Source organism: Pseudoduganella sp. R-34, from assembly GCF_049904655.1.
Taxonomy (GTDB): domain Bacteria; phylum Pseudomonadota; class Gammaproteobacteria; order Burkholderiales; family Burkholderiaceae_D; genus Rugamonas.
The window spans coordinates 2,890,734-2,916,789 of record NZ_CP184572.1; the positions used below are offsets into that span (position 1 = coordinate 2,890,734).

Genomic DNA, 26,056 nt, shown 5'->3' on the forward strand with positions numbered 1-26,056 from the left:
TTGCGCATGTTACTAGATTTGGTGCAGTATGGCTGTAATTCCTAAGCAAGGACAATGCCAGTGGAAACAGACGAACTCAGTCTCGCTGTCGTTATGCAGCGCAAACCATTGAAGAGCACTTGGCAGCCATTCCAGTGGCTGCCCGCTGAGGTGGTGTTGTCTCCCTTGCCCGGTGGTGCTGCGCGCTGCCTGCGCGACGATCCTTCCGAGACGCTGTGGCTTTATCCGGGCATGTCGATGCGCCTGTATTCCGACGAGGCGGAAGGCTACTTCCTTAACCTGGATTCCGGCTCGCCGTGCTGGTTCATCATGTGGCGGCTGGAAGGCGAGGTCGGCGTGCCCCAGTGCGTGACCTTGTCGTATAACGAGGCTGCGCGCCTGATGGATGGGGGCGAGCAGGTCGATACGCTGCCTTTGCCGCCTTCGATGGTGGAACGGCTTGGCGCGTTCGTGGCGGAGTATTACCGGCCGGAGCCGAAAGGCAAGCGGCGCAGGCCGTCGTTCGAAGGCGGCGCCGCCGTTCAGCAAATGGCGCGCGAGGAGGGGGAGGGACGCCGTGGCCGCTGAAACCTTCTTCGCACGCTGGTCGCGCGTCAAGACCGAAGCCCAGGAGCAAACGGTGCGCGAAGCGGACGCCATCGTGTCAGGCGCCGAGGAGCAGCCCGCCGAGGCGCCCGCCGCACCGGTACCGGCTCCAACGCTTGAGCAGGTGGAGAGCCTGACCCCGGAGTCCGACTTCACGCCATTTATCGCGCGCGGCGTCGACGAAACGGTGCGCCGGGCAGCGCTGAAAAAACTCTTCGCCGACCCTCGTTTCAATGTGATGGACGGCCTGGACACCTACGTTGACGACTACAACAAGTTCGAACCACTGACGCCCTTGATGGTGGCAGCCCTCAACCACGCCAAGAACCTGATTGCGCGCGAATTCGCGGCGGAAGAAGACGATGAGCCAAAAGACGAGGATCTGTAACTGCAACAACACCATGCCGCTGGACGGTGCTGCCATCGGCAGTGCTTTGGGCGAAGCGCCACTGCCGATGGCCAGCCAGCTTTGCCGCCGCGAAGTCAACGACTACTTGCAAACGCTGGAGGGCGGCGAGCGCATCGTCATCGGCTGCACGCAGGAGGAGCCGCTGTTCCGCGAGCTGGCCGAAATGAAGTCCAGCGTGGCGCCGCTGCGTTTCGTAAACCTGCGCGAGACCGGCGGCTGGAGCGACGAGGCGCGCCACACCACGCCCAAGATGGCGGCCTTGCTGGCTGCTGCCCGCCTGCCGGACCCCGAACCGGTGCCCGAGGTCGAATACCAGTCCGAAGGCCGCGTCCTGCTGCTTGGTCCGGCGCGCCGTGTGCTGGCATGGGCGCGCAAGCTGGAGCGCCAGCTTCAGGTGAGCGTACTGCTCACCGATGGCGACGATGCGGCAATCGCAGGCCACTCCTGGCCCACCTTCAGTGGCAGCGCGCCTCGCGTGCAAGGCTGGCTTGGCGCATTCAAGGCCAGCTGGCAACAATCCAACCCGATCGACCTGGAGTTGTGCACGCGCTGCAATGCCTGCGTCAAAGCGTGCCCGGAAGGCGCCATCAGCATGGCATACCAGGTTGACCTGGACGCTTGCCGTTCGCATCGCGAGTGCGTCGCAGCGTGCGGTGCGGTTGCCGCTATCGACTTCGATCGCGCCGACAGGGATCGCGGCGGTGAGTTCGACCTGGTGTTCGATTTGGGAGATGCGCCGCTGCTGCGCATGCACCAGCTGCCGCAGGGTTATTTCGCACCCGGTGCCGACGAAGCGGCAACGGCCCTGGCAGCGATGCAGATGCTGGAGCTGGTCGGCACGTTCAGCAAGCCGCGTTTCTTCCAGTATAAGGAGAATATTTGTGCGCATAGCCGCAGCAGGCAACCGGGATGCAATGCCTGTATCGATATCTGCTCGGCGGAGGCGATATCGAGCGCGGGCGATCATATCAAGGTGTCGCCGCAGTTATGTGCGGGCTGCGGGGCTTGCACCACCGTGTGCCCTTCCGGCGCCCTGACGTACGCCTGGCCGCGCGCTCCTGACTTTGGCGAACAGATTCGGGCGATGCTGGCTACTTATGCGCGCGCTGGCGGCGCGCGGCCCGTGCTGATCGTGCATGGCGACGAGGAGGGCGGTGCGCTCGTACATGAACTGGGGCAGCTTGCGGCTGCCGGCGCTGCGCGCGGCGTGCCGGCGCGCGTGCTGCCTTTGCCTGTCCATCACGTGGCTTCGGTCGGGATGGATTTGTGGCTTGCCGGGGTTGCGTATGGCGCGGTTGGGGTGGCCGTGTTGGCCACTGGCTGCGAGGCGCCGCAATACCTGGATGCGATCGCGGAACAAATGACGTTTGCTCAGGCGATCCTCGATGGCCTGGGCCACAGCAGCATCCAGCTCCACCTGCTGCGCGCACGCGACGCCGCTGAACTTGACTGCGAACTGCAACGTTTCGCCGCCAGCGCTGGCGGCGTGGCGGGGCGGGGGGCGATGCTGCCGGCAGCCACTTTCCACGTTGCGGCGTCCAAGCGCGAGACGTTGGAATTCTCGATCACGCACCTGGCAAGGCATGCGCCAACTCCGCAAGACTGCATAGCCCTCCCACGAGGCGCACCGTTCGGAGCGATCGAGATCGACACAGGCAAATGCACGCTCTGCATGGCTTGCGTTGGCGCCTGCCCGGAGTCTGCCCTTTCCGATAATCCAACATTGCCGCAATTGCGTTTCACCGAGTCGAACTGCGTGCAATGCGGCTTGTGTGTGCGGACCTGCCCGGAGCGGGCGTTAAGCCTGCAGCCGCGCCTCGCGCTGGGCGCAGCAGCGAAGCAGGCGCGCGTTATCAACGAGGCTCAACCCTACCACTGCATCAAGTGTCAAAAGCCGTTCGGTACCTTGCAAATGGTGGAGAATATGGTCAGTAAGCTCGCGGGCCACGGAGCCTTCAGCGGCAATCTCGACCGCCTGCGCATGTGCCCCGACTGCCGCGTTATCGACATGATGCAGCCGGAGAAAGAAGTTTCCATCTTTGAGGTGAAACGCCAATGACCGAAGACGAAGAATATGCGCGTTCCGAACTGTACGGTGTGTTGTCCATGCTGTTCTACGGCCCGCCATCCCAGGCGGTGCTGGACTTGATCGAAGGCGCAGCCATCGAAGGCGACGGCGTGCTGGCCGACGCCTGGCGCGGCCTGCAAACGGCCAGCAGCAAGACCGATGCCGAGCGCGCGCGCGAAGAGTATGAAACGTTGTTCATCGGCGTCGGCAAGCCCGAGATCATGCTGTACGGGTCCTACTACCTGTCCGGTTTCCTGATGGAGAAGCCATTGGCCGCGCTGCGTGAAGACCTGGCGCGCCTGGGCCTGGAGCGCTCCGAGCACCTGTCCGAAAGCGAGGATCATTTCGCTGCCCTATGCGATGCAATGCGCCTGCTGCATGGCAGCATTGCAACACAGAAGGAATTTTTTAGCGCTCACATCCGGCCGTGGGCGCACCAGCTTTTTGACGCTATCGATGCGCATCCCGGGGCGGCTTACTATCGTGCAGTCGCAGGGCTGGCACGCAGCTTCGTCGAGGTGGAAAGCCAGGCGTTCGATATGGACTAGGCATTAGTGCATTGTTAAAACATTTGTGCTAGTGTTAAAAGAGAAACTGTTGTTGGTTATGGGAGACCATGATGTCAACGCAATCCAAGCCTGGAAGACGATCCTTTTTCGCTGGCATGGGGGCCGTGGCCGCCGCCGGCATCGCGGCAAAAATTGCCAGCAGTCCGCCTGACACGACGCCGCCTGCGGAACCGGAACCACCGCCGGGTTCCGGCTACCGCCTCACAGAACATATCCAGAAGTACTACCGCACCACCAAGATCTGAGTGGAGGGCAACATGACGCTCCTTACACGTAAAGGGCCTGCCGGCCCTCGCGCGTCTGGCCGTTTCGCATCCAGCCTGGAAGGCAGCCTGGCGCGGGCCTTGCCAACGATGGACCGGCGCGCGTTCCTGAAACGCTCCGGCATCGGCGTCGGCGTCGGGCTGGCGGCGTCGCAGCTTTCGCTGATGCGCAAGGCGCAGGCAAAAGATCCTGCCGCTGGTGATAGCGGTAGCAAGCAGGTCGTGCGGCGCACGGTCTGCAGCCACTGCTCGGTGGGCTGCGCGGTCGATGCGGTGGTGGAGAACGGCATCTGGATTCGGCAGGAGCCAGTGTTCGACTCGCCGATCAACCTGGGTGCGCATTGCGCCAAGGGCGCCGCGTTGCGCGAACATGGCCACGGCGAGTACCGCCTGAAATATCCGATGAAGCTGGTCAACGGCAAATACCAGCGCATCAGCTGGGACCAGGCCTTGCAGGAAATCTCAGCCAAGCTTCTGGACATGAAAAAGAAGGATGGCCCGGATTCCGTATTCTTCGTCGGCTCGTCGAAACACAATAACGAGCAGTCAGCTTTGCTGCGCAAATTCGTCTCCTTCTTCGGCACCAATAACTGTGACCACCAGGCGCGCATCTGCCACTCGACTACCGTGGCAGGCGTCGCGAATACCTGGGGCTACGGCGCCATGACCAACAGCTACAACGACATGCAGAACGCCAGGGCGGCCATGTATATCGGCTCCAACGCGGCGGAAGCGCACCCGGTGTCGATGCTGCACATGCTGCACTCGAAGGAAAACGGCTGCAAGATGATCGTGGTCGACCCGCGCTACACGCGCACGGCGGCCAAGTCGGACCAGTACATCCGCATCCGTTCCGGCTCCGACATTCCCTTCCTGTACGGGATGCTGTGGCATATTTTCAAGAACGGCTGGGAAGACAAGGAATACATTGCCGCCCGCGTCTACGGCATGGACAAGGTGCGCGAAGAAGTCACCAAGTGGACGCCGGACAAGGTGGAGGAAGCCTGCGGCGTACCGGAAGCACAGGTATTGCAGGCAGCGGAGACGATGGCAAAAAATCGTCCTTCCACCGTGGTCTGGTGCATGGGCCAGACCCAGCACTCGATTGGCAACGCGATCGTGCGCGCTTCCTGCATCCTTCAGCTCGCGCTGGGGAATGTCGGCAAGAGCGGCGGCGGGACCAATATCTTCCGTGGCCACGATAACGTGCAAGGCGCGACAGACGTGGGCCCGAATCCCGATTCGCTGCCCGCGTACTACGGCCTCGCAGCAGGCGCATGGAAGCATTGGTGCGCCGTCTGGGGCGTGGATTACGAATGGGTCAAGAGCCAATTCGCCTCGCAGGCCATGATGGAAAAATCCGGCACGACCGTATCGCGCTGGGTCGACGCGGTGCTCGAGAAAAACGAGCTGATCGACCAGGACAGCAATGTAAAGGCGGTCTTCTTCTGGGGCCACGCGCCGAACTCGCAAACGCGCGGGCTGGAAATGAAGAAGGCGATGGACAAGCTGGAAATGCTGGTGGTGATCGATCCGTATCCGTCCGCCACGGCTGCCATGGCCGCGATGAAAGTGGAAGGGCAGGAGGTCAACCCGAACCGCGCCGTCTACCTGCTGCCGGCGGCCACGCAGTTTGAAACCTCCGGCTCCGTCACTGCATCCAACCGTTCGGTGCAGTGGCGCGAAAAGGTGATCGAACCGCTGTTCGAATCGCGCACCGACCACATGATCATGTACCAGCTGGCCGAAAAGCTCGGCTTCGGCAAGCAATTGGTGGCGAAGCTGAAGCTTGTGCCGGGCAAGGGCAATCTGATGGAACCCGAGCCGGAATCGATGCTGAGGGAAATCAATCGCGGCAGCTGGACCATAGGCTACACCGGCCAGTCGCCGGAACGCCTGAAGGCACACATGCGCAATATGCACATGTTCGACGTGAAGACCTTGCGCTGCAAAGGCGGCAAGGATGCGGAGACAGGCTACGACCTGACGGGCGACTATTTCGGCCTGCCATGGCCGTGCTACGGCACGCCGGAACTCAAGCATCCTGGTTCGGCCAACCTGTATGACAACAGCCAGCATGTGATGGATGGCGGCGGCAACTTCCGCGCCAATTTCGGCGTGGAGCGCGACGGCGTCAACCTGCTGGCGGAGGATGGCTCGTTCTCCAAGGGAGCCGACATTACGACCGGCTATCCCGAATTCGACCACGTGCTGATGAAAAAACTGGGCTGGTGGGACGAGCTGACCGATGCCGAAAAGCTGGCGGCGGAGGGGAAAAACTGGAAGACCGACCTGTCCGGCGGCATCCAGCGCGTATGCCTGAAGGTACATGGCGTGCACCCCTTCGGCAATGCCAAGGCGCGTGCCGTGGTGTGGAACTTCCCCGATCCGGTGCCCTTGCATCGCGAACCGCTGTTCGGCACCCGGCCGGACCTGGTCGCCAAATATCCGACACACGACGACAAGAAAGCCTTCTGGCGCATGCCGACGCTGTACAAGACCGTGCAGCAGAAGGCTGTCGACGATGGCCTGGCGAAGAGATTCCCGATCATCCTGACCTCCGGACGGCTGGTGGAATACGAGGGCGGTGGCGAAGAAACGCGTTCCAATCCCTGGCTGGCCGAACTGCAGCAGGAGAACTTCGTCGAAATCAATCCGAATGCTGCGTCGGACCGCGGCATTCGCAATGGCGACTACGTGATCGTGTCGACGCCGACTGGTGCGCGCATCAAGGTGCGGGCGCTGGTGACGCAGCGCGTGGGCGTGGATACGGCCTTCATTCCCTTCCATTTCTCGGGCTGGTGGCAGGGCAAGGACATGCTGGAATACTACCCGGAAGGCGCAGCGCCGATCGTGCGCGGGGAGGCGGTCAACACGGCCACGACTTACGGCTACGACTCGGTCACCATGATGCAGGAGACCAAGACGACGATCTGCAATATCGAACGCTTCGCGGGCTGAGGAGATTGCCATGGCACGGATGAAATTCATTTGCGACACGGAGCGCTGCATCGAATGCAACGCCTGTGCGACGGCGTGCAAGAACGAGCACGAGGTGCCCTGGGGCGTAAACCGGCGCCGGGTAGTGACCATCAACGACGGCATCATCGGGCAGGAAAAGTCGGTATCGGTGGCGTGCATGCATTGCTCGGACGCGCCTTGCATGGCGGTGTGCCCGGTCGATTGCTTCTACCGTACCGAGGAAGGCGTGGTCCTACATAACAAGGATGCCTGCATCGGCTGCGGCTACTGCTCCTATGCCTGCCCGTTCGGGGCGCCGCAGTTCCCCTCCAACGGGACCTTCGGCCTGCGCGGCAAGATGGACAAGTGCACCTTCTGCGCGGGCGGCCCGGAGGAGAACGGCTCGCAAGCGGAATTCGAGAAGTACGGCCGCAACAGGCTGGCCGAGGGTAAGCTGCCGGCCTGCGCGGAGATGTGTTCGACCAAGGCGCTGCTGGGCGGCGATGGCGACGTGGTGGCGGACATCTTCCGTACCCGCGTTGTCACGCGCGGCAAGGGCAGCGAGGTCTGGGGCTGGGGCACTGCTTACGGCAAACCGGAGGCGAAACCATGAAGCTCTATCTGGTAGCGCTGCTGGCGCTGGCGGCCTGCGGCGAGGTCTCGCAGTCGAAGCAGGGCAGTGCGGTGAATCGCGGTGACGATCCGGCATACAAGGGCGCCAGCACGGCGCAGGTGGCCAAGGGATGGACGCCGGGCGAAAAGGCGTCCTGGGACAAGCAGGTGCGCGAACGCGGGCAGCTGCAGAATGAGTATGTGAAGACCAACCGGTAGGGAGGTTTGCCATGAAACGATGGTTGGCAATGCTGGCCGTGGCACTCGCCGCCGGCACGTCCCTCGCGGCGGATGCCACCGCGATTCGCCAGCAGGGCGCCGCCGCAAATGCAGCCAGCGCCCCCAACGCGGCGCCGCGCGTCGAATCGCTGGACATCCTCAAGCAGGACCCGGCCGAACGCACGCGCGACCAGCCTGGCAACAACGCGCCGGTGTGGCGCAAGGTGGTGGCCGGCGAAGCGCATTACAGCAGCCTGCCTTATCCCGAATCCGGCGTACTGATCCAACCCAAGGCCCAGCTCCCCGGCCAGCCCGTGGCAACGACGGCCGGCGAGGCCTGGCGCCGCTTCCGCAATGGGCCGATGATCAGCATTGGCGGCTGGCTGATTTTGGGTGTGCTCGCCGCGATCGCCGTGATGTACTTCGCCAAAGGCCCGATCAAGGTGCATGCGCCGCCAACCGGCCGCAAGATCCAGCGCTTTACGCCAACCGAGCGCTTTGTGCACTGGACCACCGCCATCACCTTCGTCGTGCTGGCTGTCTCCGGCCTATGCATGATGTTCGGGAAATTCGTACTGATGCCCATCATCGGCCACAGCCTGTTCGGCTACCTGACCTACGCCCTGAAAACCATCCACAACTTCGTCGGCCCGCTATTCACGGTCGCGATCATCGTCACCTTCATCCTGTTCGTGAAGGACAATTTCCCTATCGTGGCGGACCTCAAATGGCTGGCCCGGCTGGGCGGCATGTTCGGACAAGGGCATGCTCCCGCCGGCCGCTTCAACGCCGGTGAAAAGCTCTGGTTCTGGGGCGGCGTCACCTTGCTCGGCCTGGCCGCCAGCGGCTCCGGCTTCGTACTCGACAAACTGGTGCCCAACCTCGAATACACGCGCTTCATGATGCAGGGCGCGAACCTGCTGCACATCACAGCCACGGTGCTGATGATGGGCTTGGCGCTCGGCCATATCTACCTGGGCACCGTCGGGATGGAAGGGGCATACAAAGCCATGCGCGAGGGCTATGTGGACGACGCGTGGGCGCGCGAACACCACGACATCTGGTACCGAGAAGTAGTGGATGGCAAGGTGCCGCGCGTACGCGCCCCCGAACACGACGGCGAAGCAGTGCAGCCGCCTGCCCCCAAGACCATCTGAGGAGGAGTCAGCCATGAACAAGTCCCTATTCGCACTGGTCCTGCTGGCCGCCTGCACTGCCGTGCAAGCCAAGCTCGCCGCGCCCACTGAAGAGCAGAAGGCCGCCGCTGCTGCGGCCAAGGACAAGCAAGCCTGGACCGACAAAGTAGCCGCCTTCAAGCTTTGCCAGGCGCAGGATCGCGTTGCTGCCTATTATTTCAAAACCAAAGGCAGCGGCGGCAAGCCATCGGCGGCTCTGCCCGCATGCGTCGATCCCGGGCCATATGTGGCACAGGTGGCTGCCACCAAGGAAGTTGGCGTCGCCGATTCGAAACCTGTGCCAGAAGCCGGGAAGAAGTAGCAATGAAAAACCCGCCGCAGCGGGTTTCCACGGGGGGAGTGGTTGCGGCTTAGCCCAGCTTGTCGTTGGACTTGCGACGGGAAGCCAGGCCCAGCAGGCCAACGCCTACCAGCAGCATCGCATAGGTAGCAGGTTCCGGAATTGGAGCTGCCAGGCCCAGGTTACCGGCATAGGAACCGCCCAGACCTGCGATGGCGGTGCTGCCAGTGACCGTGAAGCCATAATTGCCCGACATCAGGGCATCGATCGGGAAGAACTCGATACCGGACGAAGTGTCGAAGGTCGTTGCCAGGGCGGTTTGGCTGCTGTCGGCTTCCACTTTGAAGAACTGGATACCCGTGATGCCATAGTTTGCCAGGCGGGAACCATCGATCCAGGTCTTGCCGACCACCACGTTACCGCTGGCATACGTGGCGTTGGTGTCGACTGAGAACAGATAGGTGTCGATATAGTCCCCGGCTGTTGCGTGCAGTGCGCCAAAGATGGCATTGCCCGCAGCATCAAAGGTCAACGTTGTCTGTGCCATGGCGCCCGAGCTGGCAAACAGCCCGGCCGATAGCATCAGTGTTCCGGCTACCTTGCTAAGAAACGCTTTCTTCATGTTAATACCCCTTGAGATAGTGTTGTTGTGAAGGTGAAGCGGTTTGTCAGCGCGCAAGAGATTGCCTGGTTATATCGTCAGTGGCCTGCTGAAAACATAACCTTTCCTGCTTGCCAACGACGATCAATATAGCCCACCCCCTCCGCCAATTAGTTCATTAGTGAAGTGTGTATGTTTTCAAGCGCACAGAGCTCGACGACGTTCGCGGGGCACGGGAAAAGCGCCGTAAAACGTCAAGGGAAAAATTTTTGCGTGCTCGAGGCCGCATGACTTGCAAACCACATTTCGTAGGCCGATTCCGACAGCAACAAGAGCCGAACTGACGGGGGAATTGTGAGCAAACGCACCGTATGCTAGCGGGGCGGGAAATAAGATGGAAGCGTGATCGAAGCGCCCAGCGCTCATCTACCAGACATCCTGGCCGGTTCCTTCCATAGCAAGGCACCCCGGCCCACAAACAGAATACGGAGGCCTATCATGACCCAGACCAACCACCCATCCAAGTACGTGGTAAGGGAGTACCTCGAACGCCGTTCTCAAGCCGTCAAGCCACCTCCATCGCCAGAGGAGATTCGCCGCCAGCTGGGCTGGGGCTTGATGCTGTTCGAGCCGAAGATGGAAACAGGGCGCTAGACCCCCGTACTGCCATATGACCCGCCGACTGGCGGGTTTTTTTTTCGCCGTTCGCTGAAATTTTCGCCATTCACCGAGCCGCCGCCGCCGTTCGCCGAAAAGCCGTTTCGCCGCCATTCGCTCCCCGGTATCGTTCATCCATCCAATCAACGGGGAGCAAGAAATGAGCAAAGAAATGCAATCGCGCAGCCAGCTGCTTTGGGGCCTGATCGTGATCGCCGTCGGCGTGCTGTTCCTGACCGATATCGACATTCCGCCAATTGGCCAGCTGTGGCGTTACTGGCCTTTCCTGGCCATGGCTTTCGGCGCCGTCAAACTGATCCCGCCGACCACGCCGAAGCATGTGGTGGATGGCCTGTGCCATATCGCCTTCGCCGGCTGGTTCTACATGTCGTTCGAGCATATCTGGGGCCTGACTTTCCACAACAGCTGGCCCATCCTGGTCATCATTGCAGGAATCTGCCTGCTGGTGCAGCCAGTTGTGATTAAATACAGCGCCAATAAAGAGGAGAACCAATAATGCGCAACCGCAGCCATCGCGAACGTAATACCGCATCCCAGATGCTGATCGGCGCCGCCGTCATCCTGGCCGGCTTCCTGTTCCTGATCGATAACCTGGGCTGGATCGACCTCGACATGCGGGTGCACTTCTGGCCCTTCATCCTGATGGTGGTCGGCGCCTCGACCCTGGCGCAAGCGCCGCGGCGCGGCAGCGGGGCAGCAGTGGCAGGGATCTTCATGATCGGCTTCGGCGCGCTGTCGCTGCTGAAAGGCCTCGGCCTGATCTACATCAGCTGGAAGGTCATCTTCCCGATCGGAATTATCGGCCTGGGCCTGATGATGGTGTTCCGTGCCAGCAAGCGCCGCAGGCAGCCGGACAGTGAAAGCTCTGTCGCCAGCGGCTTTGCCGACGATACGTCGCTGTTCGGCGTGTCGGAAGGCGAAACCAGTGAGCGCGTACTGGAATTGACGGCCGTTCTCGGCGGGTTCCAGCGCAAGGTGACCACCCAGGACTTCCGTGGCGGCGACCTGACCAGCATCATGGGCGGCATCGACCTCGATATGCGCACTGCGTCGCTGAACGGCGTTGCCGTACTCAATGTGTTCGCCTTGATGGGGGGCATCTCGATCAAGGTGCCGGCCGACTGGACGGTGGAGCTGGAAGGCACGCCGATCCTGGGCGGCTTTGAGGAAAAGACCATGGAGCCGAAGGACAACAGCAAGCGCCTGGTCATCCGCGGCACCGTGATCATGGGCGGCCTGGAAATCCGCAACTGATGCCGCGCGTGTTGACCAGTCGCAGCGGCGTGCTGCTGTACCTGACGGTATGGCTGCTGCTGGGGATCGGACTAGGCGGGGCTGTGGCCCAACTGGGCGACGAACCATGGCTGCGCGCCATGTTGTTTGCGGTGCCGGTGACCCTGCTGTTTTCGGTTGGCGCCGGGTTTTCGGCCTACTACATGTGCAAGGCCAATCCGTTGCGCGAGCGCAGCCCGTCGGTGATCCTGGTGTCGATGCTGACCGCAGCCGTCTGGGCCGGCTTCCTGTGGGTGTTCCTGATGCGCCTCTGGAACGTTGGGGCGGAATCGTTCGGCGCCGAAGGCATTGCGATCCGGCCCCAGTTGACGGCCTTGCTGTTTTCGCTCGGTGTCCTGATGTACGGCCTGCTGGCGAGCCTGAATTACCTGGTCAGCGAGTTTGTCCGGGCCCGCCAGGCTGAGCAGCGCGAACTGGAATCAAAGCTGCTGGCGCGCGATGCGGAATTGCGCATGCTGCGCACCCAGATCGACCCGCACTTCCTGTTCAACAGCCTGAACTCGATCAGCGCGTTGACCTCGATCGACGCCAAGCGGGCCCGCGACATGACGCAGCGACTGTCGGACTTCTTCCGCCAGAGCCTGGGGATTGAGGCGCAGGGCAAGATCACGCTGGAAGAGGAGGTGCGCCTGATCGGCCACTTCCTGGCGATCGAAAAAGTGCGCTTCGGCGCGCGTCTTGGCGTGCAGCAGGAAGTGGATGAAGCGGCGCTGCCATGCCTGCTGCCGCCGATGATCCTGCAGCCGCTGGTGGAAAACGCGGTCAAGCACGGCATCGGCGGCATGCCGGAAGGCGGCACAGTGCGCATCGACGCCCGCCGCGAAGGCTCGCTGTTGAAGGTTGAAGTCGAAAACGATACTGACCCGGACACGCCGCCCCGCAAGGGCAATGGCATTGGCCTGGTCAACGTGCGGGAGCGGTTGGCGGCGGCCTATGGCCACCAGGCCAGCCTGCACTGCAGGCACGAAAACAATAAATACCGGGTAGCCCTGACGCTGCCCGCCGAGACGAAGGAGTCCTGAACCATGCGCGTCATCATTGTCGATGATGAAGAATTAGCCCGCGGCGTCATGCGGGAATACCTGCGGGCCCACGCTGACGTGGAAGTGGTCGCCGAATGCGGCAACGGCTTCGAAGCCGTCAAGGCGATTGCCGAACTGGAGCCGGATGTCGTGTTCCTCGATATCCAGATGCCAAAGCTCGATGGCTTTGAAGTGGTGGAACTAGCGGGCAGCAAACCGCACTATGTGTTCGCCACGGCCTATGACCAGTACGCGCTGAAGGCGTTTGAGGTCCATGCGATCGATTACCTGCTCAAGCCCTATCCGCAGGAAAGGCTGGACCAGGCCGTGGCGCATGTGCGCACTCGCCTCGGTAGCGAGCGTCCGCCAGTGGCGCAGATGGCGACCGAGGCGGCGACCCGCAACGGCCCGCTGGAACGTGTGCTGATTCGTGACGGCTCTCGCGTGCACGTGATTGCCGCCGAGCGCATCGACACCATCGAAGCGCAGGACGATTACGTCGAGATCCTGGCCGAGGGCAAGCCATACCTGAAGAACCAGCGGCTGTCCGAGCTCGAGGAACAACTCGACCAGACCCGTTTCGTGCGGCTACATCGTTCGTGGATCGTCAATGTCGAGCGCATCGAGCGCATCGAGCAGGCCACCAAGGATAGCCATTGCGCCGTGCTGAAAGACGGGCGAAAGATTCCTGTGAGCCGCACCGGTTACCAGAAGGTGAAAGGGCTATAGCGAAGAATGTGCTTTTGCTGAAGCCTGTACAGGAAGTTGGCGAACGACTCGGCGGCAAAGAAAATGTTGCCTTAGTAAGGCTGGATTTCCGTATTGGCCTCTTGTTCGTGGTCCAGGTGGACTGCTGAAAATACTACCATTCGTCCTTCAGGATAGCGGCCCTCCCAGCCGCAAGGCATTCCTCCGTCAAGATAGGCTTGTTGTACTGCTTTCCACAGCTGATGCACGTCGCCGTAGGCATGGCAATGGAGTAACCTGGCAACATCGCCCTGCATATTGTTGATCAGGGTTTCGTTAAGTGCGCTGGGATACAGCTTGCTTGTCATCTGGTCAAGAAGCTCTATGGTTCTTCTTTCAATTTCACGAGGCATTTCCGGCCAAGCCGGCGTGACCGACTCCAGCAGGTCCTGCCAGTCTTCGAACCGTTCGCCAGAGTCATCCGTGGAGCGCGCGACAGCTTCTGATATGTCAAAAATTACCCGATGAGTTTTTAAGTCTCCAGTGTAAGGTTGGTCAAAGAAAGTAGGCCGGCTTAAGAAGTCGAGCAGTTGGCCTGCGGCAAGTCGGACTTCACTCCCATTTTTCTTCATGATTAATTGAACTATCTCGCTATGACCAGTCGCTTATAGAACTTGCAAAGACGATGTCTTCCGCCTGACGATCTTTTTCAAATGCAGCTCTGGCGTCGGATTCAATATTATAGTTAATGGGAGACCGGGTCTGGAAAGAAGATGCACAGCTTCCCGTTCGGAAATTCGCCTTTCCATCCACAGGGAAAGAAGCCGTTTTTGTAAGCTCTCCACATCTTTTTATACAAGTCCGGTTCGAAACCTACAAGTTTAGCCTTCGCGATCTGTATCAGGTCACCATAGACATCGTCAAAGAAGTGCATCATCTCGCCAGCTATGTTTTGCTCGCAGATTTCAACGATTTGGGATGCAATGCACTTATCAAAGGACTTTGTTTCTATCCCTTTTTCCCGGCAGTGCGAATACAGCTGGCGTGATGCATGAGCCCTCAATCCGTTCCAGGATTTAAATGGCTCTTCAATTCCTTGATGCCAGGCCAGCCACTGCGCTTGCTCGACGTCGTTGGTAAATATGCTATTGCGTAAGCCATTAGGATGTGCGCCAAAATCAAAAATGTGGCCCTTACGAATCAGGTTCATGAGGGCCTCCAGCTCGACATTGTCCAAGCTGGCGTCAATGGTGACGATGCTTATCTTTTTCTTGCAGACATATAAGGTGCCAAGAGCCCGATTTCTGACCTCAATTGAAATGTCAAGTTGCAAAAGACGTTCGAGCAACGGAATGGCTTCCGAATAAGCGCCTGTTTGATAACACAATTCAAGTGCAAGGATCGCCAGCAATAGAGCTTCCTGCTCGGTTCCTTGATACTGTTCAAGTAGCGAATAGAGCGAGCGACCTGCATCCACTACACGACCATATTTGATCTGGGTTCTGGTTTTCTTAATTGCGCAATCGAAATCCATAGAGGCAAAATCTTAAAACTATCAATAAATGGGGCGTCTAGGTCGTTTGGATAAAGAACAGGCCGCTTTCAGGTGAATCACACATTTGCCGCAGATACAGATACCCCAATGCATCAAGAATTCCAAATATATCCTTAAACTTTTCAGGAAAGTCTGAGCTTCTTAATCGAAGTACAAAGGACGTATCTTGCAAACCAAGAAATTCATCTTGAAGAAATTTGGGGTGCCACCGATTCTCGATCCGCAATCATTATCATCTGAACAAAATTCGCCCAGTTCGAACCGATGAGGTGGAATGCCAACGGATTGAGCTACGCAGGAGCCGGGACGATGCTGGAGTACTTTCGTGCCGCCGCGCCGCAAGCATTCAAGTTCTTCCCGAGTACCGTGGTAAGTGATTTCATCGAGAAAATAATCTACCTCCGAATAATACGAAAAGACAGAGGTGTAAAGATCAGGTGCAAGTCGAAGCCCGGTAGCATTTGAAATGAAGCTATTTGGTAATGATGCAACCAGAATTAATGGATTGCCTCTTGCATTTACAGGCCAACTTACAATCTCACCGATTAATGCTGGTCCTCCAATGCGGGGTTCGACGACGTCTGGCGTTGGCGAAGTAATTAATAGTTGTCTACCCAAAGTATAGCTCTTCCGTAACATGGGGGATGGACATTACTATTACGACTGAGCGCATGAAGTGCCCCTTGATTGTTCTGCCTCAGGACATCACCTCCATCTTTTGTCAAATAGTTTTTTACTTTCTGTGGAATCATAAAGAACGTCTCCTCACCGTTACGCTAAACAGAGGGCGATCTAAGACGGAAATAGGTCATGCTTCAATTATTTGAAAATACTACCAAATCACCTGATGGGTACATGCCATTCCAACCACAAGGGAAACCATCGCTTAGATAAACCTCCAATATCTCTGACCAGATTTTTGGGAAAAAGTCGTTTGCATAACAGTTTAGTAAAATCTTGATGTCCCTATGCATCAATTCATTAATTAGACAAACTCCAGAATCTGTCAACTTTACGTCTGCGCCGTTGAAATTTTTCTTTGATAGGTCGAAATAGTCGTTTTTGTTCAGGTTGTAGGTGATCCAGCTTTTCCATTCAAAGTTGTCCGGAAATATTTCAGATGAATCTGTTAACGACTCCCAGTCATCGAATCTGTCTCCCGAATCATCAATGGCGTAATCCATAGCAATACATGGGTCAGTGACGATGAGCCGGCCGGACGTAGTTCCCCAATACCTTACACGGTAAAATGAGTCACTCTCCAAATACGTTAGCAGGGGTAATGCGCGTACCAAAAGCTCGGCCCAGCCAATTTTCTCGTTAATGTCCATAATTGAAATTTGGATCAGAGGCCGAATCGTCGTTTTCCATATAGGGATCCTCAGCATGGTCGAATCATATTTGATCTTTATGTAAATAGGTCTAACTTGTCAAGTTGAAAAGCGCATAATTTTCCGGCTGGGTATTCACCTGTCCAGATAGACGCCATTCTCGACGGGTCTGCAAATTCGAGATCATTGCCAATATTCGTGCTCGATAGTCTTTTGCTGCAGTTGTACTCTCGTGGCTCGACCAAGTGATTCCATTGGCGATAGAGAATGCAGCCGTTTCTGTATTTGATCCACTTTGTAGTTCTGCCGCTCACTTGATCTCTAACAGATCCTGTTCTTCCGCACTTGGCTTTGAATATCTCATTATTGAAGTTTATTTAAAAATTCGGAGAAGGATTGGGCGACGATGGATATATTCTTAGCATATGGTTGATTTTCCATGTCAGCCTCTTGCTCGTGATCCCAGAAGAAGACTTTTCCGTAGTTTTGATCGTCGGCTATACCAATAAGGAAAAGATTTCCCGCTGGGTCATCGCCAATCGGAAGCATTGTTGTGGGAAGTCTGTTCCGATAAACTTCCAGGAAGTGCCCGATGGTGAATTGTTTTGACTGGTTCGTCAATGCATAGAGATGTTGAACGATTCTTTCCATATTGTCGTAAGTGCGTACTTTGGATTTGCTAGGAATTCCTCCGTTCTTTTCCAACAAGAATTTTCGGTAATCTCCTGGCAGCGGGTGACAAATTGCGTTTTCAAAGGCTGTGACCTGATGTTTTTCTGGTGGTGAACTTTTTCCTGCTGCAAGCATTTGCCTCTTTTGACGCTTATCATATTTCAGCCCAAGCTTAACTAGTTCGTTAAGTTCAATTTCGGTTGTGCCTAGCGGCTTGAAGGTAATCATTGTGATGGGTTGTAGGTATTTATCGAGTACGGCATCCTGATATGGAAGCTCCACCGGTGTGTTTTACTTCATCATGAATGTCTTGTGGAATTAATTGCAATTTCCCACTTTCTTGGTGGTGGTGCCACCTAAATCCTTCTGGGGCTTTATCGCCAAAAGGATTGCCTTTTCCAAAGGCAGCTTCATTAGCTTTCCTAAAATCGATGCTATCAGATTTGAATTGTTTAATGTTGACAGTTCGCGCTGCGTAGCGCGAAAAATCTGGGAAGCCAAGCATATTAAACGGTACTCCGTGCGGATACTTGCCTCTGATACTCACCGGAAGGTCATCCCCTTTCATTACCTTTCCAGCAAAGCAAGAGTTAATTGGCATCCGATTGTTATCTAGTTTCTTTGCATGATTCCCAGCAAAGGTTTCGTAGGATTTATTTGGGTTTAAACGCTTTCGTAATCCGAGTGGATCGATCCAAGTGACAGGATTTGGAGAATACTCGTACGTATTCACCCCACCATTGAGCCCAATCGGATCTTGCGACGTAAATCGTCCTACGTCTGGATCGTAATAACGGTGCCGGTTGTAATATAGCCCTGTTTCAAAATCCTCATATTGTCCTTGGAACCTGAGCGGTTGTGTCACCGCGCATGGCAAAGGCTGGAATATCCGTCCCCAGGCGCGATAGCGCCCCCTCCAAGCAACCGTGCCGTTCTCATCAAGCAACTGAAGTGGCGTACCCAAATGGTCGCATTGGTAGTGCAAGACACGGTCATTTTTTGCATTCATCTCTGAGCGTGCGAGCCGCCGCATCAAGTGGTCGGAATGTAGCTGAGCGAGATGAGCTTGGAGATGCAAATGCCGAGACTTCACATGTGCATCAGCGTCGTTTGGTGACGACGTTGGCTCCCATGCATCAACCTGCGGAATGTGTGTCGCGATTGACGGGTATTCGCAGCATCCATCTCCGGACTCAATTCGCGCGAGAGGAACAAAGCTGTCCGGTTCGTACAGATACGTGATGGTATTTCTCAGCTGAATCTCTTGCGCCAGAACGTCGCCATCCCAAATGAATAGAGTGAAAATGGCTGCGTGATTAGGTCCTGAAAACGGGGCAGTTTGACGGCCTTGCAACTGCTGTTCTTCGATCCGCTTGGCGATGCGACGCCCAAACGCGTCGTAACTGTAGCGCACCACCTGCCGCGAGTTTGCTAACGTGCGGGTGGCGGTGGTCAGACGGTTTTCCGAGTCATATTCGAACGCGAGGATACCCTCATCGTTGGCTCTTGTCGCTAGGCGAGGGCGTTTGATGACGGTATTTCCCTGCTCATCGTAGTGGTACTCATACCCGATGTACTGCCGAAGCAGGTTATGCGTGACTTTTGCAAGTCGAGGCGCAGCCGTACCGGGGGCGGGCTGCTCATCCAGCTCGCGTAATATCTGCCGTGTGCTGATGGGCTCTGCCATAGCGTCGGGATCGAGCAGGTTGCCGGCTGGATCGAAGGCGAACGTTTCGGTCAAGTCGGGCTGAATTGCAGAAAGCAATTGGCCTAACGGATCGTAGGTGTAGCGGATGCTGCCGCCGAATTTATCGTCGATGTGTACCAGATTGCTGGCTGCATCATATTCATAGCGGCGTTCGGCCAGGCGCTGGGCTCCTTTGTCGAGAGTGAACGAGTCCAGTCGCGACTGCGGATCGTAGGTGCGCCGCTCCGTAAGGCGTTCTTTGTCTCTACCCAACTGGCGCAGCGTCTCGCGGTGCAAGTGATCCCGCTCCAGGTCGACCAGCGATCTGCCTTGCCATAGGGTGCCGTGCCAGTGGCCACTGCCGTAACGCAGCGTATCAACCCTGCGGCCGTTCGGCAGGATGGTCTGGATACGATCGCCTAGATCATCGTAGGCGTGGGTCATCGTGAACGCAGCGATATATTCTTTAGGTTCGCCGGGTAGGCGCACAGGACCGGGAGAGTAGGCCATGCGCTCTTCCACGAGTTGTCCCACTGCGTCGTAGACGAAGCGATGTTCGGCTTGGGACGTGGCTGCGGCGGTGAGGCGGCCAAGCGCGTCATAGGCGTAACGTACTGCGCCGTCTGGGCTGCTTTTTGCGAGCAATCGGCCTAGTGCGTCGCGAGCGAAATCGGTGGTGATGCCTGCACTGTTGCTGGCCAGGAGATTGCCGGCGGGGCTGTACGTAAAGGTGGTGACCTTGCCGTCGAAACCAGTTTCGCTGACCAGACGACTCTCGGCGTCGTAGTTGAACAGGTAGGAGTCGCCATTGCCGTTGATAAGCTCAACGAGCCTCAGCGCCTTGTCGTACTTGTAGCGCAGAACCTGTTCTTTCGCATCGATCTTCTGGACCAGCGCGCCGTGTCCGTCGAAGTGGTAGCGCGTGCGCTGTCCTTTTGCATCGGTATGAGTAACCAGGTTGCCGTCTGCATCGTAAGCGAAGCTTTCAGTTGTGCCGTCGGGGTAGATGATCGACGTCATCTGACCGACTTGGTTGTATTGGTAACGGGTGGTGTTGCCAATGGCGTCGATGTATTCGCTCAGGCGTCCATTCGAGTCGTAGTTGTAGCGAGTAGTGAAGTTCGAACAGTCGGTGTATGAAGCAAGGCGGCCAGCAGCGTCGTACGACAGGCGCTTGTTGCCGCCGCGTGCATCTGTCACGATGGACAGGCGGCCTTTCGCGTCATAGTCATAGGCGGTGCGGCGGCCCAAGGCATCGGTGCGGTCGGCAATTCGGCCTGCGCCGTCATAAGCGGTGCGCGTGGTGTAGCCCAGCGCGTCCGTTACGGCGATCGGCTGGTTGTGCGCATCGTATTCGATTCTGGTTACATTCTGCTGCGCGTCAGTGATCGAAATGAGGTTGCCTGCGCTGTCGTAGCTATAGCGGCTGTCGTTGCCGTCGGCATCGATGTCGGCCAACAGCATGCCGTCGCGGTCCCATTCGCGCCTTCCCAGTGAGCGGGGGCTGCCGTCCGGGCCGATGCGGTGCACGCTGGTGGCCAGCCATTGTGAGTTGAACTGGTATTCCAGCACACCGCCATCGGGCTCGGTGACGCGGGTGGTGTCGGCGTCGATGTACGCGATCTGGACTTCATCGCGGCCGTCGGCCGTCGTGGTGCGGACGGCGCGGGCCTGGTAGCTGTTGCCAACTGTGATAGCGCAACGCTCGGACAGTTGCGCGTCGTCGAGGGCATTGTCGGCCCAGCGCTCGCGCAGGAAGGCGAGGCTGACCCATTCCAGGCCATGGGCGAAGCCGGAGTAGGTGGTGTAATGCACCAGCAAATGATGTTTGTACGTATAGCTGCGCGACTGGTCGGCGATATTGCTTTGCTCAACCAGGTTGCAGCGTAGCGGCAGCGCTTCGAAGGAGCCCGCTGGCGCAGTTGCCGTGACCAGGTCGGGCAGGTCGGCTTCGTAGCGGTAGCGCACGTGGCATAGACGGGTGCCATCCGGCAGCACTTGTTCGATGCTGCCGATGCGCGGCGCGGCGAACTGTGGCTCGGGGCCTGATTCAACCGGCAGGTAAGTGTCCCGCAGTGCTTCGATCGTCAGGCCGTCGTCGGTGCGCACGCGGAGAAGGACTTCGCCCGGCCGGGCCGCATGATTGCGCTCGATGGTGATGCCGCTGCCATCGCGTTCGGCGCGGCGAGCGAGGTAGTAGCGTTGCGTGCGAATGGGTGAGCGGGGCGCGAGCATGGCGTTGACGCCATCGTAGCCGTGCGGCAGCCATCCGTCAGGACCTGCGCTGAAGGTATCGGTGGCGCCGTCGCGCCAGGTCAGGGTGACTTGCTGGTCGCTGTCGCGCCGCAGGGTGAAGCCTTCGCCGCGGTGGTCGTGTTCCTGGCCGATGTCCAGCGTTGGCAGCCTTATTGCTCGGCCGCTGGCCTCGTGGTAGACGATGCCTTTCGCGCAAATGGAGATGCTGCTGGTGTAGGGCGTGCCCCAGCGTGCGCCCAGCAGGCCCCAATCTTCGGTCTCCGAGCCGGAACGGTAAGTGCGGGTCCAGGCCAGTGGCTTCGGTCCTTCCAGGACGAAGTCCGTTTGCGGCAGGATTTCCTCCCCGGTGCCGAAGTGTACGGGGTGGCTGCTCTTGACGGATTTGCCGCCAGGCGCGCCATCCTTGGGACAGCAGTCGGACGGCTTGTCGGACTTGGGTTCCTTGACCTGCTTGGTCTTGCCGCCGTCGTGACCGTCCTTGCCGTCGCCGCCGGTTGCCTTGGGCTGGGGTTTGGGCTGCGCCGGTGGTGTCGAGCCAGGCTTGGCTTTCTTCGTCGGCATGAGCTTCTTCAGGAAACTGCCGACCTTGGCGACCTTCTTGAATACCAGGTTTTCTGCCGCGCTGTAGGCCATGCCGGTTGCGGCGGTCACGATATCCGGCGTTTTGCCGGTGAGGATATAGTCGGCCGCCTGGTCCAGTACCGTGGCCGAGGTGTCGGCAGCATAGCCAGTCGCTGTCACTGCGCCGGCGGTTACGCCGCCGGCTGCCGCCGTCGTTTCCATCGCCGCGGCGACGGGCAGCCCGACGCCGGTGGCGCCGACTGCAAGTCCGCCTACACCCACGGCGGCACTGCCCATGGCGATGTCGCCGCCTTTGTCCATCGCGTCCTTGCCGAACTGGTGCAGGCTGTCCGATACGTTGTCCTTGTAGCCTTGGGCCGCGTCGTGCAGTGTTTCGCTTGCCGCTCTTCCAAGGTTTTGCAAGCGCGTGCGCGCCGCTTGCACACCGCGTTCGTAGATCCGGCCGATGGTGTTGCGGTTGTTCATCCAGACAATGCGCGACTCCTGGATGGTCTGCGTGCCGTTGGCGCCTTTGGTGGAACTGTAGTCTTTCGATTCAACCGTTTTGAGGTAGGTGCCGCTTTTGACGCCACCCAGCGTACCGCGTTCGTCGCCTTTGACGCTGGGGATCACGCTTTTGTTATGCAGGAAGACCGGGGCGCTTTGCGTCTTCACCGAGCGGGATACGTCCTTGGCATCCTTGAACTCCCCGGTAATCGTGTATGGGATGGGTACGACGGAATTGCCTACCGGAGTTTTGCAGATATCCGGAGTGAGGCTGACGCAGTAAAAGCGTTTGGACTTGGTGACGGTTTCGTGAGCCATGGAATCTTAGACGCTTTGCGTTTCGGTTTCGGCGTGCCAGGCATTCAGGCGCTCCAGCGCTTGCGGCGTGTTGGCATGGTGCAGTCGTACTTCCTGGAAGTCGTCGGCGGCGGAGATGGCGATGCGCCAGGTCAATTCAACTTGGCCGGCGTCGAGGTCGACCACCACCGTGTCGATGAGCATCGGCATGGCGGCGATGGCCGAATCGGCGTCGACCCCAAGCAGGAACAGGGATTCCTTCGGCATCGTGAAGGAGAGTGTGCTGTTGCCTTGGTCGTCAACGCGGGCGTAGGGAGCATTTGCAGCGCACAGGTTGGTGAGATGGAACTGCTCGCCGCCTTCGATGTATGGGCATTGCTGGTCGGCCGGGGCGCCGTTCCAGTAGCGGAAATCGAAATCCTTGGGCAGCAGGGGAACCTCGTCGTCTTTCCAGCTGGTTTTCATGTCGACCTGGCCTATCAGCTCCCGGCGCGGAAGCCAACCCCGGCCAACATAGCCCATTCCAGCCGGCGCTTGCGGCTTGCCGCCGCCCACCATTTGCCAGAACCCGCTGGCGGTAAAAGCCTGGTCAGAATATTCGATGCGCGGCGCAGGCAAGGATTCGGTGCGGCTGGCCTCCAGGTACCAGTTGGGGGCGAAGCCACGGCCAAGTGGATTTTGCTGGCAGCTGTCATGCGCCTCCGGAGCCGTTGCCGGGTCCGGATACGCTTGGCGTTGTTCTGTTGAGAGCCTGTGCTTGGCGGGAACCCGGCCGGCGTCGGCGCTGCCGGTTTCGATCCGGCAATTGCCGCCATAGGCTAGTTCGTAGCGCAGCGGCGTGCGTGCGGGGGCGCTGGCCGTGCTCAGGCGCCAGGGGACAGCATCCGCCATGCCCAGCGAGCACGCGCGCAAGGTGGATTTCAGCCAGCGCTCCGGAGCGGCGTTTCGGTATACGCGGCGTTCGCCGGTAACCCGCAGGGTCTTGTCGACCAGGACCTCGCCGGGCGTGACGGCGTTCTGCGCGGCGGCCACGCGCTGCAGCCAATCCTGCTCAACGTCGTGCGACAGGCGCATCATCGGATTGAGCGGCTGCGGGCGTTCCGGCAGCGGCGACGGCTGGCCAGGGCGCTGGACTCGCAGCGATACCTCGAACGCGCACACTTCAGCGCCGGCTGGCGCGTGGGCGTCGCCAACCACGACGATGTCGCATAGCGGCTTGAATGGCGCCAGGTCGCTTTCGTAACGGACGCTCTGCTCGATATCGTCCTCGTGATGAACATCGGTCACGTGCAAGGGCGCCGGCTCCTCAAGGGCGATCAGTTGAGCGCGGCCTTGCTCATCGCAGGGGCCAAGCGCGTAAGCCGTCTTGGCGGCGATCACATGGAAGAGCGCGCCATTCTGGTCGAGAGTATCGAAATGCAGCGCGTCGAACCCGGTGCGGTTGTCGAAGCGCAGGCTCGGGATTGCCGGGAGCTCCACGTTCAACCTACCGGATTGGTGTCGACGTCGTCGCCATGCAATTCGACTTTCTTCGAGCCGCGAATGATGATTTCCTTGCCCGAAATCTCGATGCGACCGTCCTTTTTCATGACGAAGGTGCTGGCGCCAACCTCAATACGGAACTCGTCGCCTGCGGTGTAGGAGATCTTCTGGCCGACCATCACCGTTTTCGACAAGCCCACTTCCTCGGCCTGCATCAGGGCCACGGTGGTGTTCATGGCCGCTCCGACCGAAGTCTGGTATGCGCCGCCGATGGTGACGATCTTTGCCAATCCCACGGTTTCAATTTTCATGTGGCCGATGGTGACATTGCGCGTGCCGCCGATGTCGATGGTCTCGTTCTTTCCAACGTCCTCGGTACGGTTGTCGCCGATGCTGATAGTTTCGTTATGATCGACGCGTTCCTTGCGGTCGTTGTGCACGGTGATGGTTTCGTTGTTGTCAACGGTTTCCGTGCGGTCGTGCTTGATGTGGCTGGTCTCGTCGTGGTCGATGGTTTTGCGCCGGTCGTTGCCGACCCACTTGTCCTCATCGTGTTCGACTTCGGTCAACTGGTCCTTTTCGGCGTGCAGCCAAAGCTGTTCGGCGCCTTTCTTGTCCTCGAAGCGGATCGCGTTCGCATTGTCGTAGCCACCGCCCGGCGTGGAGCGCGACAGGATGCCGCTTTGCGTCTTGTTGTCCGGCAGTGTCCACGGCGGCATGGTTTGCGCGTTGGGCACCATGCCTGTAATCAGGGGACGGTCGGGGTTCCCATCGAGGAACTGGACGATCACCTCGGTACCAATGCGCGGGATCGACGTCATGCCGAAATTCGGGCCGGACCATGCCGTGGCGACCCGCACCCAGGCGGAACTCTTTTCGTCATACTGGCCCACTCGGTCCCAATGGAACTGCACGCGCACGCGGCCATACTCGTCGGTATGGATTTCGTCGCCGGCCGGGCCAACCACGGTAGCTGTCTGCAGGCCATAGAGCTTGGGAGCTTCGCTGTTGAAGCCGCGTCCCGGACGCCATGGAACGTTCCTGCCGATGCAGGTCAGCGAGTTGCTGTAGTGGGCTGGGGCGAGGGCGCCGGTCTGGTAGTTATTGCTGGCACTGTGCCGCACTTCCAGGATCATGAACTCGCTGTCCTGGCTGTCGAAGTGCCCGGTCAGGCGGAACCAGCGGCCGGGTTGCGCAGTGCGGTCGTTGCCGCCGGCTTCGAAATGCTTGGCACCGGCTTCGATTTCTTCGGTGCGCCTGCGGGCTTGTGCGTCGCCGTCGTCGCCGGCCATGAATCCATACGCGCCCGTGTAGTCGTAAGTTTCGACCTGGTGCACCTTGCCTTGGTCGTTGAGCACGGGCAGGTTGGTCATCTCAGGGCGGGGGTTCTTGAAGTCGAAGCTGGCCAGCGCGACTTTGCCGGGAACGATGCGTCGCACTGGCGACCAGTCGCCGATGGCGTCGTCTTCCTGCGCCCCGGCTTCGCGCTGGAAAGGAATCTCTGGCGATTCGCCATCGATGGCGTCGGCGCGGGTCGTGTCGTCGGCCAGCACCAGGGTATGGCCGTCTGCACGGTGCTCATACCAGTAGTGCCAACCGCGTTCTTCCCAGCGGCGGTGAAGGTAGTTGTAATCGCTTTCCGCTGCCTGGCAGGCATCGGTCATCCCGGCGTCTTCGCCATGGATGCGCGCTTGCCAGTCCGCGACCGGGTAATCATTGAAGATGTCGGTGGTCTGTTGCTGGACCGTCTTGCTGTGGAAAAGGTAATAGTCGCGCCGGAGCCGCAGGTAGGATATCCATGGCGCCAATTGCATGCGGTAGAAAGCGTGGCCGCCGTCGGTCTTCACGAACTGGAATTCGAATACGTAGCCGTTGAAGTAGCGCAGGCTGCCGTCTTCGCGCACCAGCGATATGGTTACCATGCGTCCTTGTACGTCCGTGAGGGGTATGCTGGCGTCGTTCGACAGCACTTCTACGGTGAAGCGGAAGTCGCGCGACAAGCCTTCCTCGGCATCCAGCCGGTTGGCCAGCATGAGCGCGCGCGGACCATCCTCATGCGGGAAGGAAAGGCGTAACAGCCGGTTGGTTTGGGCCGTGCCGAGCAGGGCCTCTGGAACGGCGGCATTGAGGTAAGTCATGCTAGTTATCGATTTGATATCATTGGCGCAGAATTTAACATAGACCGGAAATGCATGGATCAGTTTCAATTCAACGGTGTGCGCCTTGTAGAGATTGGACGTACGCCCATTTCGAAAGTAGCGATTT

General features: G+C 59.0%; 23 protein-coding genes. 15 read left to right on the forward strand and 8 right to left on the reverse strand.

The window, feature by feature from the left end; all coding sequences use genetic code 11:
* The first annotated feature begins 54 nt into the window (after positions 1 to 54).
* The 10 genes from ACN9MW_RS13410 to ACN9MW_RS13455 all read left to right on the forward strand — a co-directional run bounded on the left by ACN9MW_RS13410 (position 55) and on the right by ACN9MW_RS13455 (position 9,183).
* Positions 55 to 567 carry a DUF3305 domain-containing protein gene (locus ACN9MW_RS13410; RefSeq protein WP_426171374.1) on the forward strand — a complete coding sequence of 171 codons (513 nt, stop codon included), beginning with the start codon at positions 55 to 57 and terminating at the stop codon, positions 565 to 567.
* A complete protein-coding gene (locus ACN9MW_RS13415) occupies positions 557 to 973 on the forward strand; it encodes a DUF3306 domain-containing protein (protein ID WP_426171376.1) in 417 nt (138 codons plus the stop codon). Before ACN9MW_RS13410 ends, ACN9MW_RS13415 begins: the two co-directional genes overlap by 11 nt.
* Positions 948 to 3,053: a 4Fe-4S binding protein gene (locus tag ACN9MW_RS13420; RefSeq protein WP_426171378.1), complete on the forward strand. Its 2,106-nt coding sequence runs from the start codon at positions 948 to 950 to the stop codon at positions 3,051 to 3,053. The genes ACN9MW_RS13415 and ACN9MW_RS13420 overlap by 26 nt, the downstream gene beginning before the upstream one ends.
* Entirely contained in the window at positions 3,050 to 3,610 is a 561-nt protein-coding gene (locus tag ACN9MW_RS13425) for a TorD/DmsD family molecular chaperone (protein WP_426171380.1), read from the forward strand. Before ACN9MW_RS13420 ends, ACN9MW_RS13425 begins: the two co-directional genes overlap by 4 nt.
* Before the next feature lie 68 nt (positions 3,611 to 3,678).
* On the forward strand, positions 3,679 to 3,876 hold the full coding sequence (locus ACN9MW_RS13430; protein ID WP_426171382.1) for a hypothetical protein: 198 nt from the start codon (positions 3,679 to 3,681) through the stop codon (positions 3,874 to 3,876).
* Positions 3,877 to 3,888: 12 nt separating this feature from the next.
* Positions 3,889 to 6,855 (forward strand): formate dehydrogenase subunit alpha, encoded by a 2,967-nt coding sequence (locus ACN9MW_RS13435; RefSeq protein ID WP_426171384.1) that lies wholly within the window; start codon positions 3,889 to 3,891, stop codon positions 6,853 to 6,855.
* A gap of 10 nt (positions 6,856 to 6,865) precedes the next feature.
* The gene (gene fdh3B, locus ACN9MW_RS13440; RefSeq protein WP_426171386.1) at positions 6,866 to 7,468 is read left to right on the forward strand and encodes a formate dehydrogenase FDH3 subunit beta; all 603 of its coding nucleotides are present in this window, start codon (positions 6,866 to 6,868) and stop codon (positions 7,466 to 7,468) included.
* The gene (locus tag ACN9MW_RS13445) at positions 7,465 to 7,686 is read left to right on the forward strand and encodes a hypothetical protein (protein WP_426171387.1); all 222 of its coding nucleotides are present in this window, start codon (positions 7,465 to 7,467) and stop codon (positions 7,684 to 7,686) included. Before fdh3B ends, ACN9MW_RS13445 begins: the two co-directional genes overlap by 4 nt.
* Positions 7,687 to 7,697: 11 nt before the next feature.
* Positions 7,698 to 8,843, forward strand: coding sequence for a formate dehydrogenase subunit gamma (locus ACN9MW_RS13450; RefSeq protein WP_426171389.1), 1,146 nt, complete (start codon positions 7,698 to 7,700; stop codon positions 8,841 to 8,843).
* Between the two features lie 13 nt (positions 8,844 to 8,856).
* Entirely contained in the window at positions 8,857 to 9,183 is a 327-nt protein-coding gene (locus ACN9MW_RS13455; RefSeq protein WP_426171390.1) for a hypothetical protein, read from the forward strand.
* A 49-nt stretch (positions 9,184 to 9,232) separates the two neighbouring features.
* Here the strand turns inward: ACN9MW_RS13455 and ACN9MW_RS13460 are convergent, their stop codons facing one another.
* Positions 9,233 to 9,784 carry an FxDxF family PEP-CTERM protein gene (locus ACN9MW_RS13460; protein ID WP_426171391.1) on the reverse strand — a complete coding sequence of 184 codons (552 nt, stop codon included), beginning with the start codon at positions 9,782 to 9,784 and terminating at the stop codon, positions 9,233 to 9,235.
* Positions 9,785 to 10,261: 477 nt separating this feature from the next.
* Between ACN9MW_RS13460 and ACN9MW_RS13465 the strand changes: the two genes are divergently transcribed.
* The 5 genes from ACN9MW_RS13465 (at position 10,262) to ACN9MW_RS13485 (ending at position 13,485) form a co-directional block, all read left to right on the forward strand.
* Positions 10,262 to 10,417, forward strand: a complete 156-nt coding sequence (locus tag ACN9MW_RS13465) for a hypothetical protein (RefSeq protein WP_426171393.1) — start codon at positions 10,262 to 10,264, stop codon at positions 10,415 to 10,417.
* A gap of 163 nt (positions 10,418 to 10,580) precedes the next feature.
* On the forward strand, positions 10,581 to 10,937 hold the full coding sequence (locus tag ACN9MW_RS13470; RefSeq protein WP_426171395.1) for a LiaF transmembrane domain-containing protein: 357 nt from the start codon (positions 10,581 to 10,583) through the stop codon (positions 10,935 to 10,937).
* A complete protein-coding gene (locus ACN9MW_RS13475) occupies positions 10,937 to 11,695 on the forward strand; it encodes a LiaF transmembrane domain-containing protein (protein WP_426171397.1) in 759 nt (252 codons plus the stop codon). The genes ACN9MW_RS13470 and ACN9MW_RS13475 overlap by 1 nt, the downstream gene beginning before the upstream one ends.
* A complete protein-coding gene (locus ACN9MW_RS13480) occupies positions 11,695 to 12,756 on the forward strand; it encodes a sensor histidine kinase (RefSeq protein WP_426171399.1) in 1,062 nt (353 codons plus the stop codon). Before ACN9MW_RS13475 ends, ACN9MW_RS13480 begins: the two co-directional genes overlap by 1 nt.
* Positions 12,757 to 12,759: 3 nt before the next feature.
* Positions 12,760 to 13,485, forward strand: coding sequence for a LytR/AlgR family response regulator transcription factor (locus ACN9MW_RS13485; protein WP_426171400.1), 726 nt, complete (start codon positions 12,760 to 12,762; stop codon positions 13,483 to 13,485).
* A gap of 71 nt (positions 13,486 to 13,556) precedes the next feature.
* On the opposite strand, the gene ACN9MW_RS13490 is transcribed toward ACN9MW_RS13485, so the two are convergent.
* The 7 genes from ACN9MW_RS13490 to ACN9MW_RS13520 all read right to left on the reverse strand — a co-directional run bounded on the left by ACN9MW_RS13490 (position 13,557) and on the right by ACN9MW_RS13520 (position 25,929).
* On the reverse strand, positions 13,557 to 14,075 hold the full coding sequence (locus tag ACN9MW_RS13490; RefSeq protein WP_426171402.1) for a hypothetical protein: 519 nt from the start codon (positions 14,073 to 14,075) through the stop codon (positions 13,557 to 13,559).
* 113 nt (positions 14,076 to 14,188) lie between these two features.
* Positions 14,189 to 14,977, reverse strand: a complete 789-nt coding sequence (locus ACN9MW_RS13495) for a hypothetical protein (RefSeq protein ID WP_426171403.1) — start codon at positions 14,975 to 14,977, stop codon at positions 14,189 to 14,191.
* Between the two features lie 836 nt (positions 14,978 to 15,813).
* Positions 15,814 to 16,386, reverse strand: a complete 573-nt coding sequence (locus ACN9MW_RS13500) for a hypothetical protein (RefSeq protein ID WP_426171405.1) — start codon at positions 16,384 to 16,386, stop codon at positions 15,814 to 15,816.
* Positions 16,387 to 16,692: 306 nt separating this feature from the next.
* The gene (locus ACN9MW_RS13505; RefSeq protein WP_426171407.1) at positions 16,693 to 17,283 is read right to left on the reverse strand and encodes an SMI1/KNR4 family protein; all 591 of its coding nucleotides are present in this window, start codon (positions 17,281 to 17,283) and stop codon (positions 16,693 to 16,695) included.
* Entirely contained in the window at positions 17,249 to 22,330 is a 5,082-nt protein-coding gene (locus tag ACN9MW_RS13510; RefSeq protein ID WP_426171409.1) for an RHS repeat-associated core domain-containing protein, read from the reverse strand. The genes ACN9MW_RS13505 and ACN9MW_RS13510 overlap by 35 nt, the downstream gene beginning before the upstream one ends.
* 6 nt (positions 22,331 to 22,336) lie before the next feature.
* Positions 22,337 to 23,788 (reverse strand): DUF2169 family type VI secretion system accessory protein, encoded by a 1,452-nt coding sequence (locus ACN9MW_RS13515; protein WP_426171411.1) that lies wholly within the window; start codon positions 23,786 to 23,788, stop codon positions 22,337 to 22,339.
* 2 nt (positions 23,789 to 23,790) lie between these two features.
* A complete protein-coding gene (locus ACN9MW_RS13520) occupies positions 23,791 to 25,929 on the reverse strand; it encodes a type VI secretion system Vgr family protein (protein ID WP_426171413.1) in 2,139 nt (712 codons plus the stop codon).
* Positions 25,930 to 26,056 lie beyond the last annotated feature (127 nt).

What these genes read in the sequence shown, in the direction of transcription:
- ACN9MW_RS13410 (WP_426171374.1), top strand. Translation starts at nt 55, where the DNA reads ATGCCAGTGGAAACAGACGAACTCAGTCTCGCTGTCGTTATGCAGCGC.
- ACN9MW_RS13420 (WP_426171378.1), top strand. Translation starts at nt 948, where the DNA reads ATGAGCCAAAAGACGAGGATCTGTAACTGCAACAACACCATGCCGCTG.
- ACN9MW_RS13425 (WP_426171380.1), top strand. Translation starts at nt 3,050, where the DNA reads ATGACCGAAGACGAAGAATATGCGCGTTCCGAACTGTACGGTGTGTTG.
- ACN9MW_RS13430 (WP_426171382.1), top strand. Translation starts at nt 3,679, where the DNA reads ATGATGTCAACGCAATCCAAGCCTGGAAGACGATCCTTTTTCGCTGGC.
- ACN9MW_RS13435 (WP_426171384.1), top strand. Translation starts at nt 3,889, where the DNA reads ATGACGCTCCTTACACGTAAAGGGCCTGCCGGCCCTCGCGCGTCTGGC.
- fdh3B (WP_426171386.1), top strand. Translation starts at nt 6,866, where the DNA reads ATGGCACGGATGAAATTCATTTGCGACACGGAGCGCTGCATCGAATGC.
- ACN9MW_RS13445 (WP_426171387.1), top strand. Translation starts at nt 7,465, where the DNA reads ATGAAGCTCTATCTGGTAGCGCTGCTGGCGCTGGCGGCCTGCGGCGAG.
- ACN9MW_RS13450 (WP_426171389.1), top strand. Translation starts at nt 7,698, where the DNA reads ATGAAACGATGGTTGGCAATGCTGGCCGTGGCACTCGCCGCCGGCACG.
- ACN9MW_RS13455 (WP_426171390.1), top strand. Translation starts at nt 8,857, where the DNA reads ATGAACAAGTCCCTATTCGCACTGGTCCTGCTGGCCGCCTGCACTGCC.
- ACN9MW_RS13460 (WP_426171391.1), bottom strand. Translation starts at nt 9,784, where the DNA reads ATGAAGAAAGCGTTTCTTAGCAAGGTAGCCGGAACACTGATGCTATCG.
- ACN9MW_RS13465 (WP_426171393.1), top strand. Translation starts at nt 10,262, where the DNA reads ATGACCCAGACCAACCACCCATCCAAGTACGTGGTAAGGGAGTACCTC.
- ACN9MW_RS13470 (WP_426171395.1), top strand. Translation starts at nt 10,581, where the DNA reads ATGAGCAAAGAAATGCAATCGCGCAGCCAGCTGCTTTGGGGCCTGATC.
- ACN9MW_RS13475 (WP_426171397.1), top strand. Translation starts at nt 10,937, where the DNA reads ATGCGCAACCGCAGCCATCGCGAACGTAATACCGCATCCCAGATGCTG.
- ACN9MW_RS13480 (WP_426171399.1), top strand. Translation starts at nt 11,695, where the DNA reads ATGCCGCGCGTGTTGACCAGTCGCAGCGGCGTGCTGCTGTACCTGACG.
- ACN9MW_RS13485 (WP_426171400.1), top strand. Translation starts at nt 12,760, where the DNA reads ATGCGCGTCATCATTGTCGATGATGAAGAATTAGCCCGCGGCGTCATG.
- ACN9MW_RS13490 (WP_426171402.1), bottom strand. Translation starts at nt 14,075, where the DNA reads ATGAAGAAAAATGGGAGTGAAGTCCGACTTGCCGCAGGCCAACTGCTC.
- ACN9MW_RS13495 (WP_426171403.1), bottom strand. Translation starts at nt 14,977, where the DNA reads ATGGATTTCGATTGCGCAATTAAGAAAACCAGAACCCAGATCAAATAT.
- ACN9MW_RS13500 (WP_426171405.1), bottom strand. Translation starts at nt 16,386, where the DNA reads ATGCTGAGGATCCCTATATGGAAAACGACGATTCGGCCTCTGATCCAA.
- ACN9MW_RS13510 (WP_426171409.1), bottom strand. Translation starts at nt 22,330, where the DNA reads ATGGCTCACGAAACCGTCACCAAGTCCAAACGCTTTTACTGCGTCAGC.
- ACN9MW_RS13520 (WP_426171413.1), bottom strand. Translation starts at nt 25,929, where the DNA reads ATGACTTACCTCAATGCCGCCGTTCCAGAGGCCCTGCTCGGCACGGCC.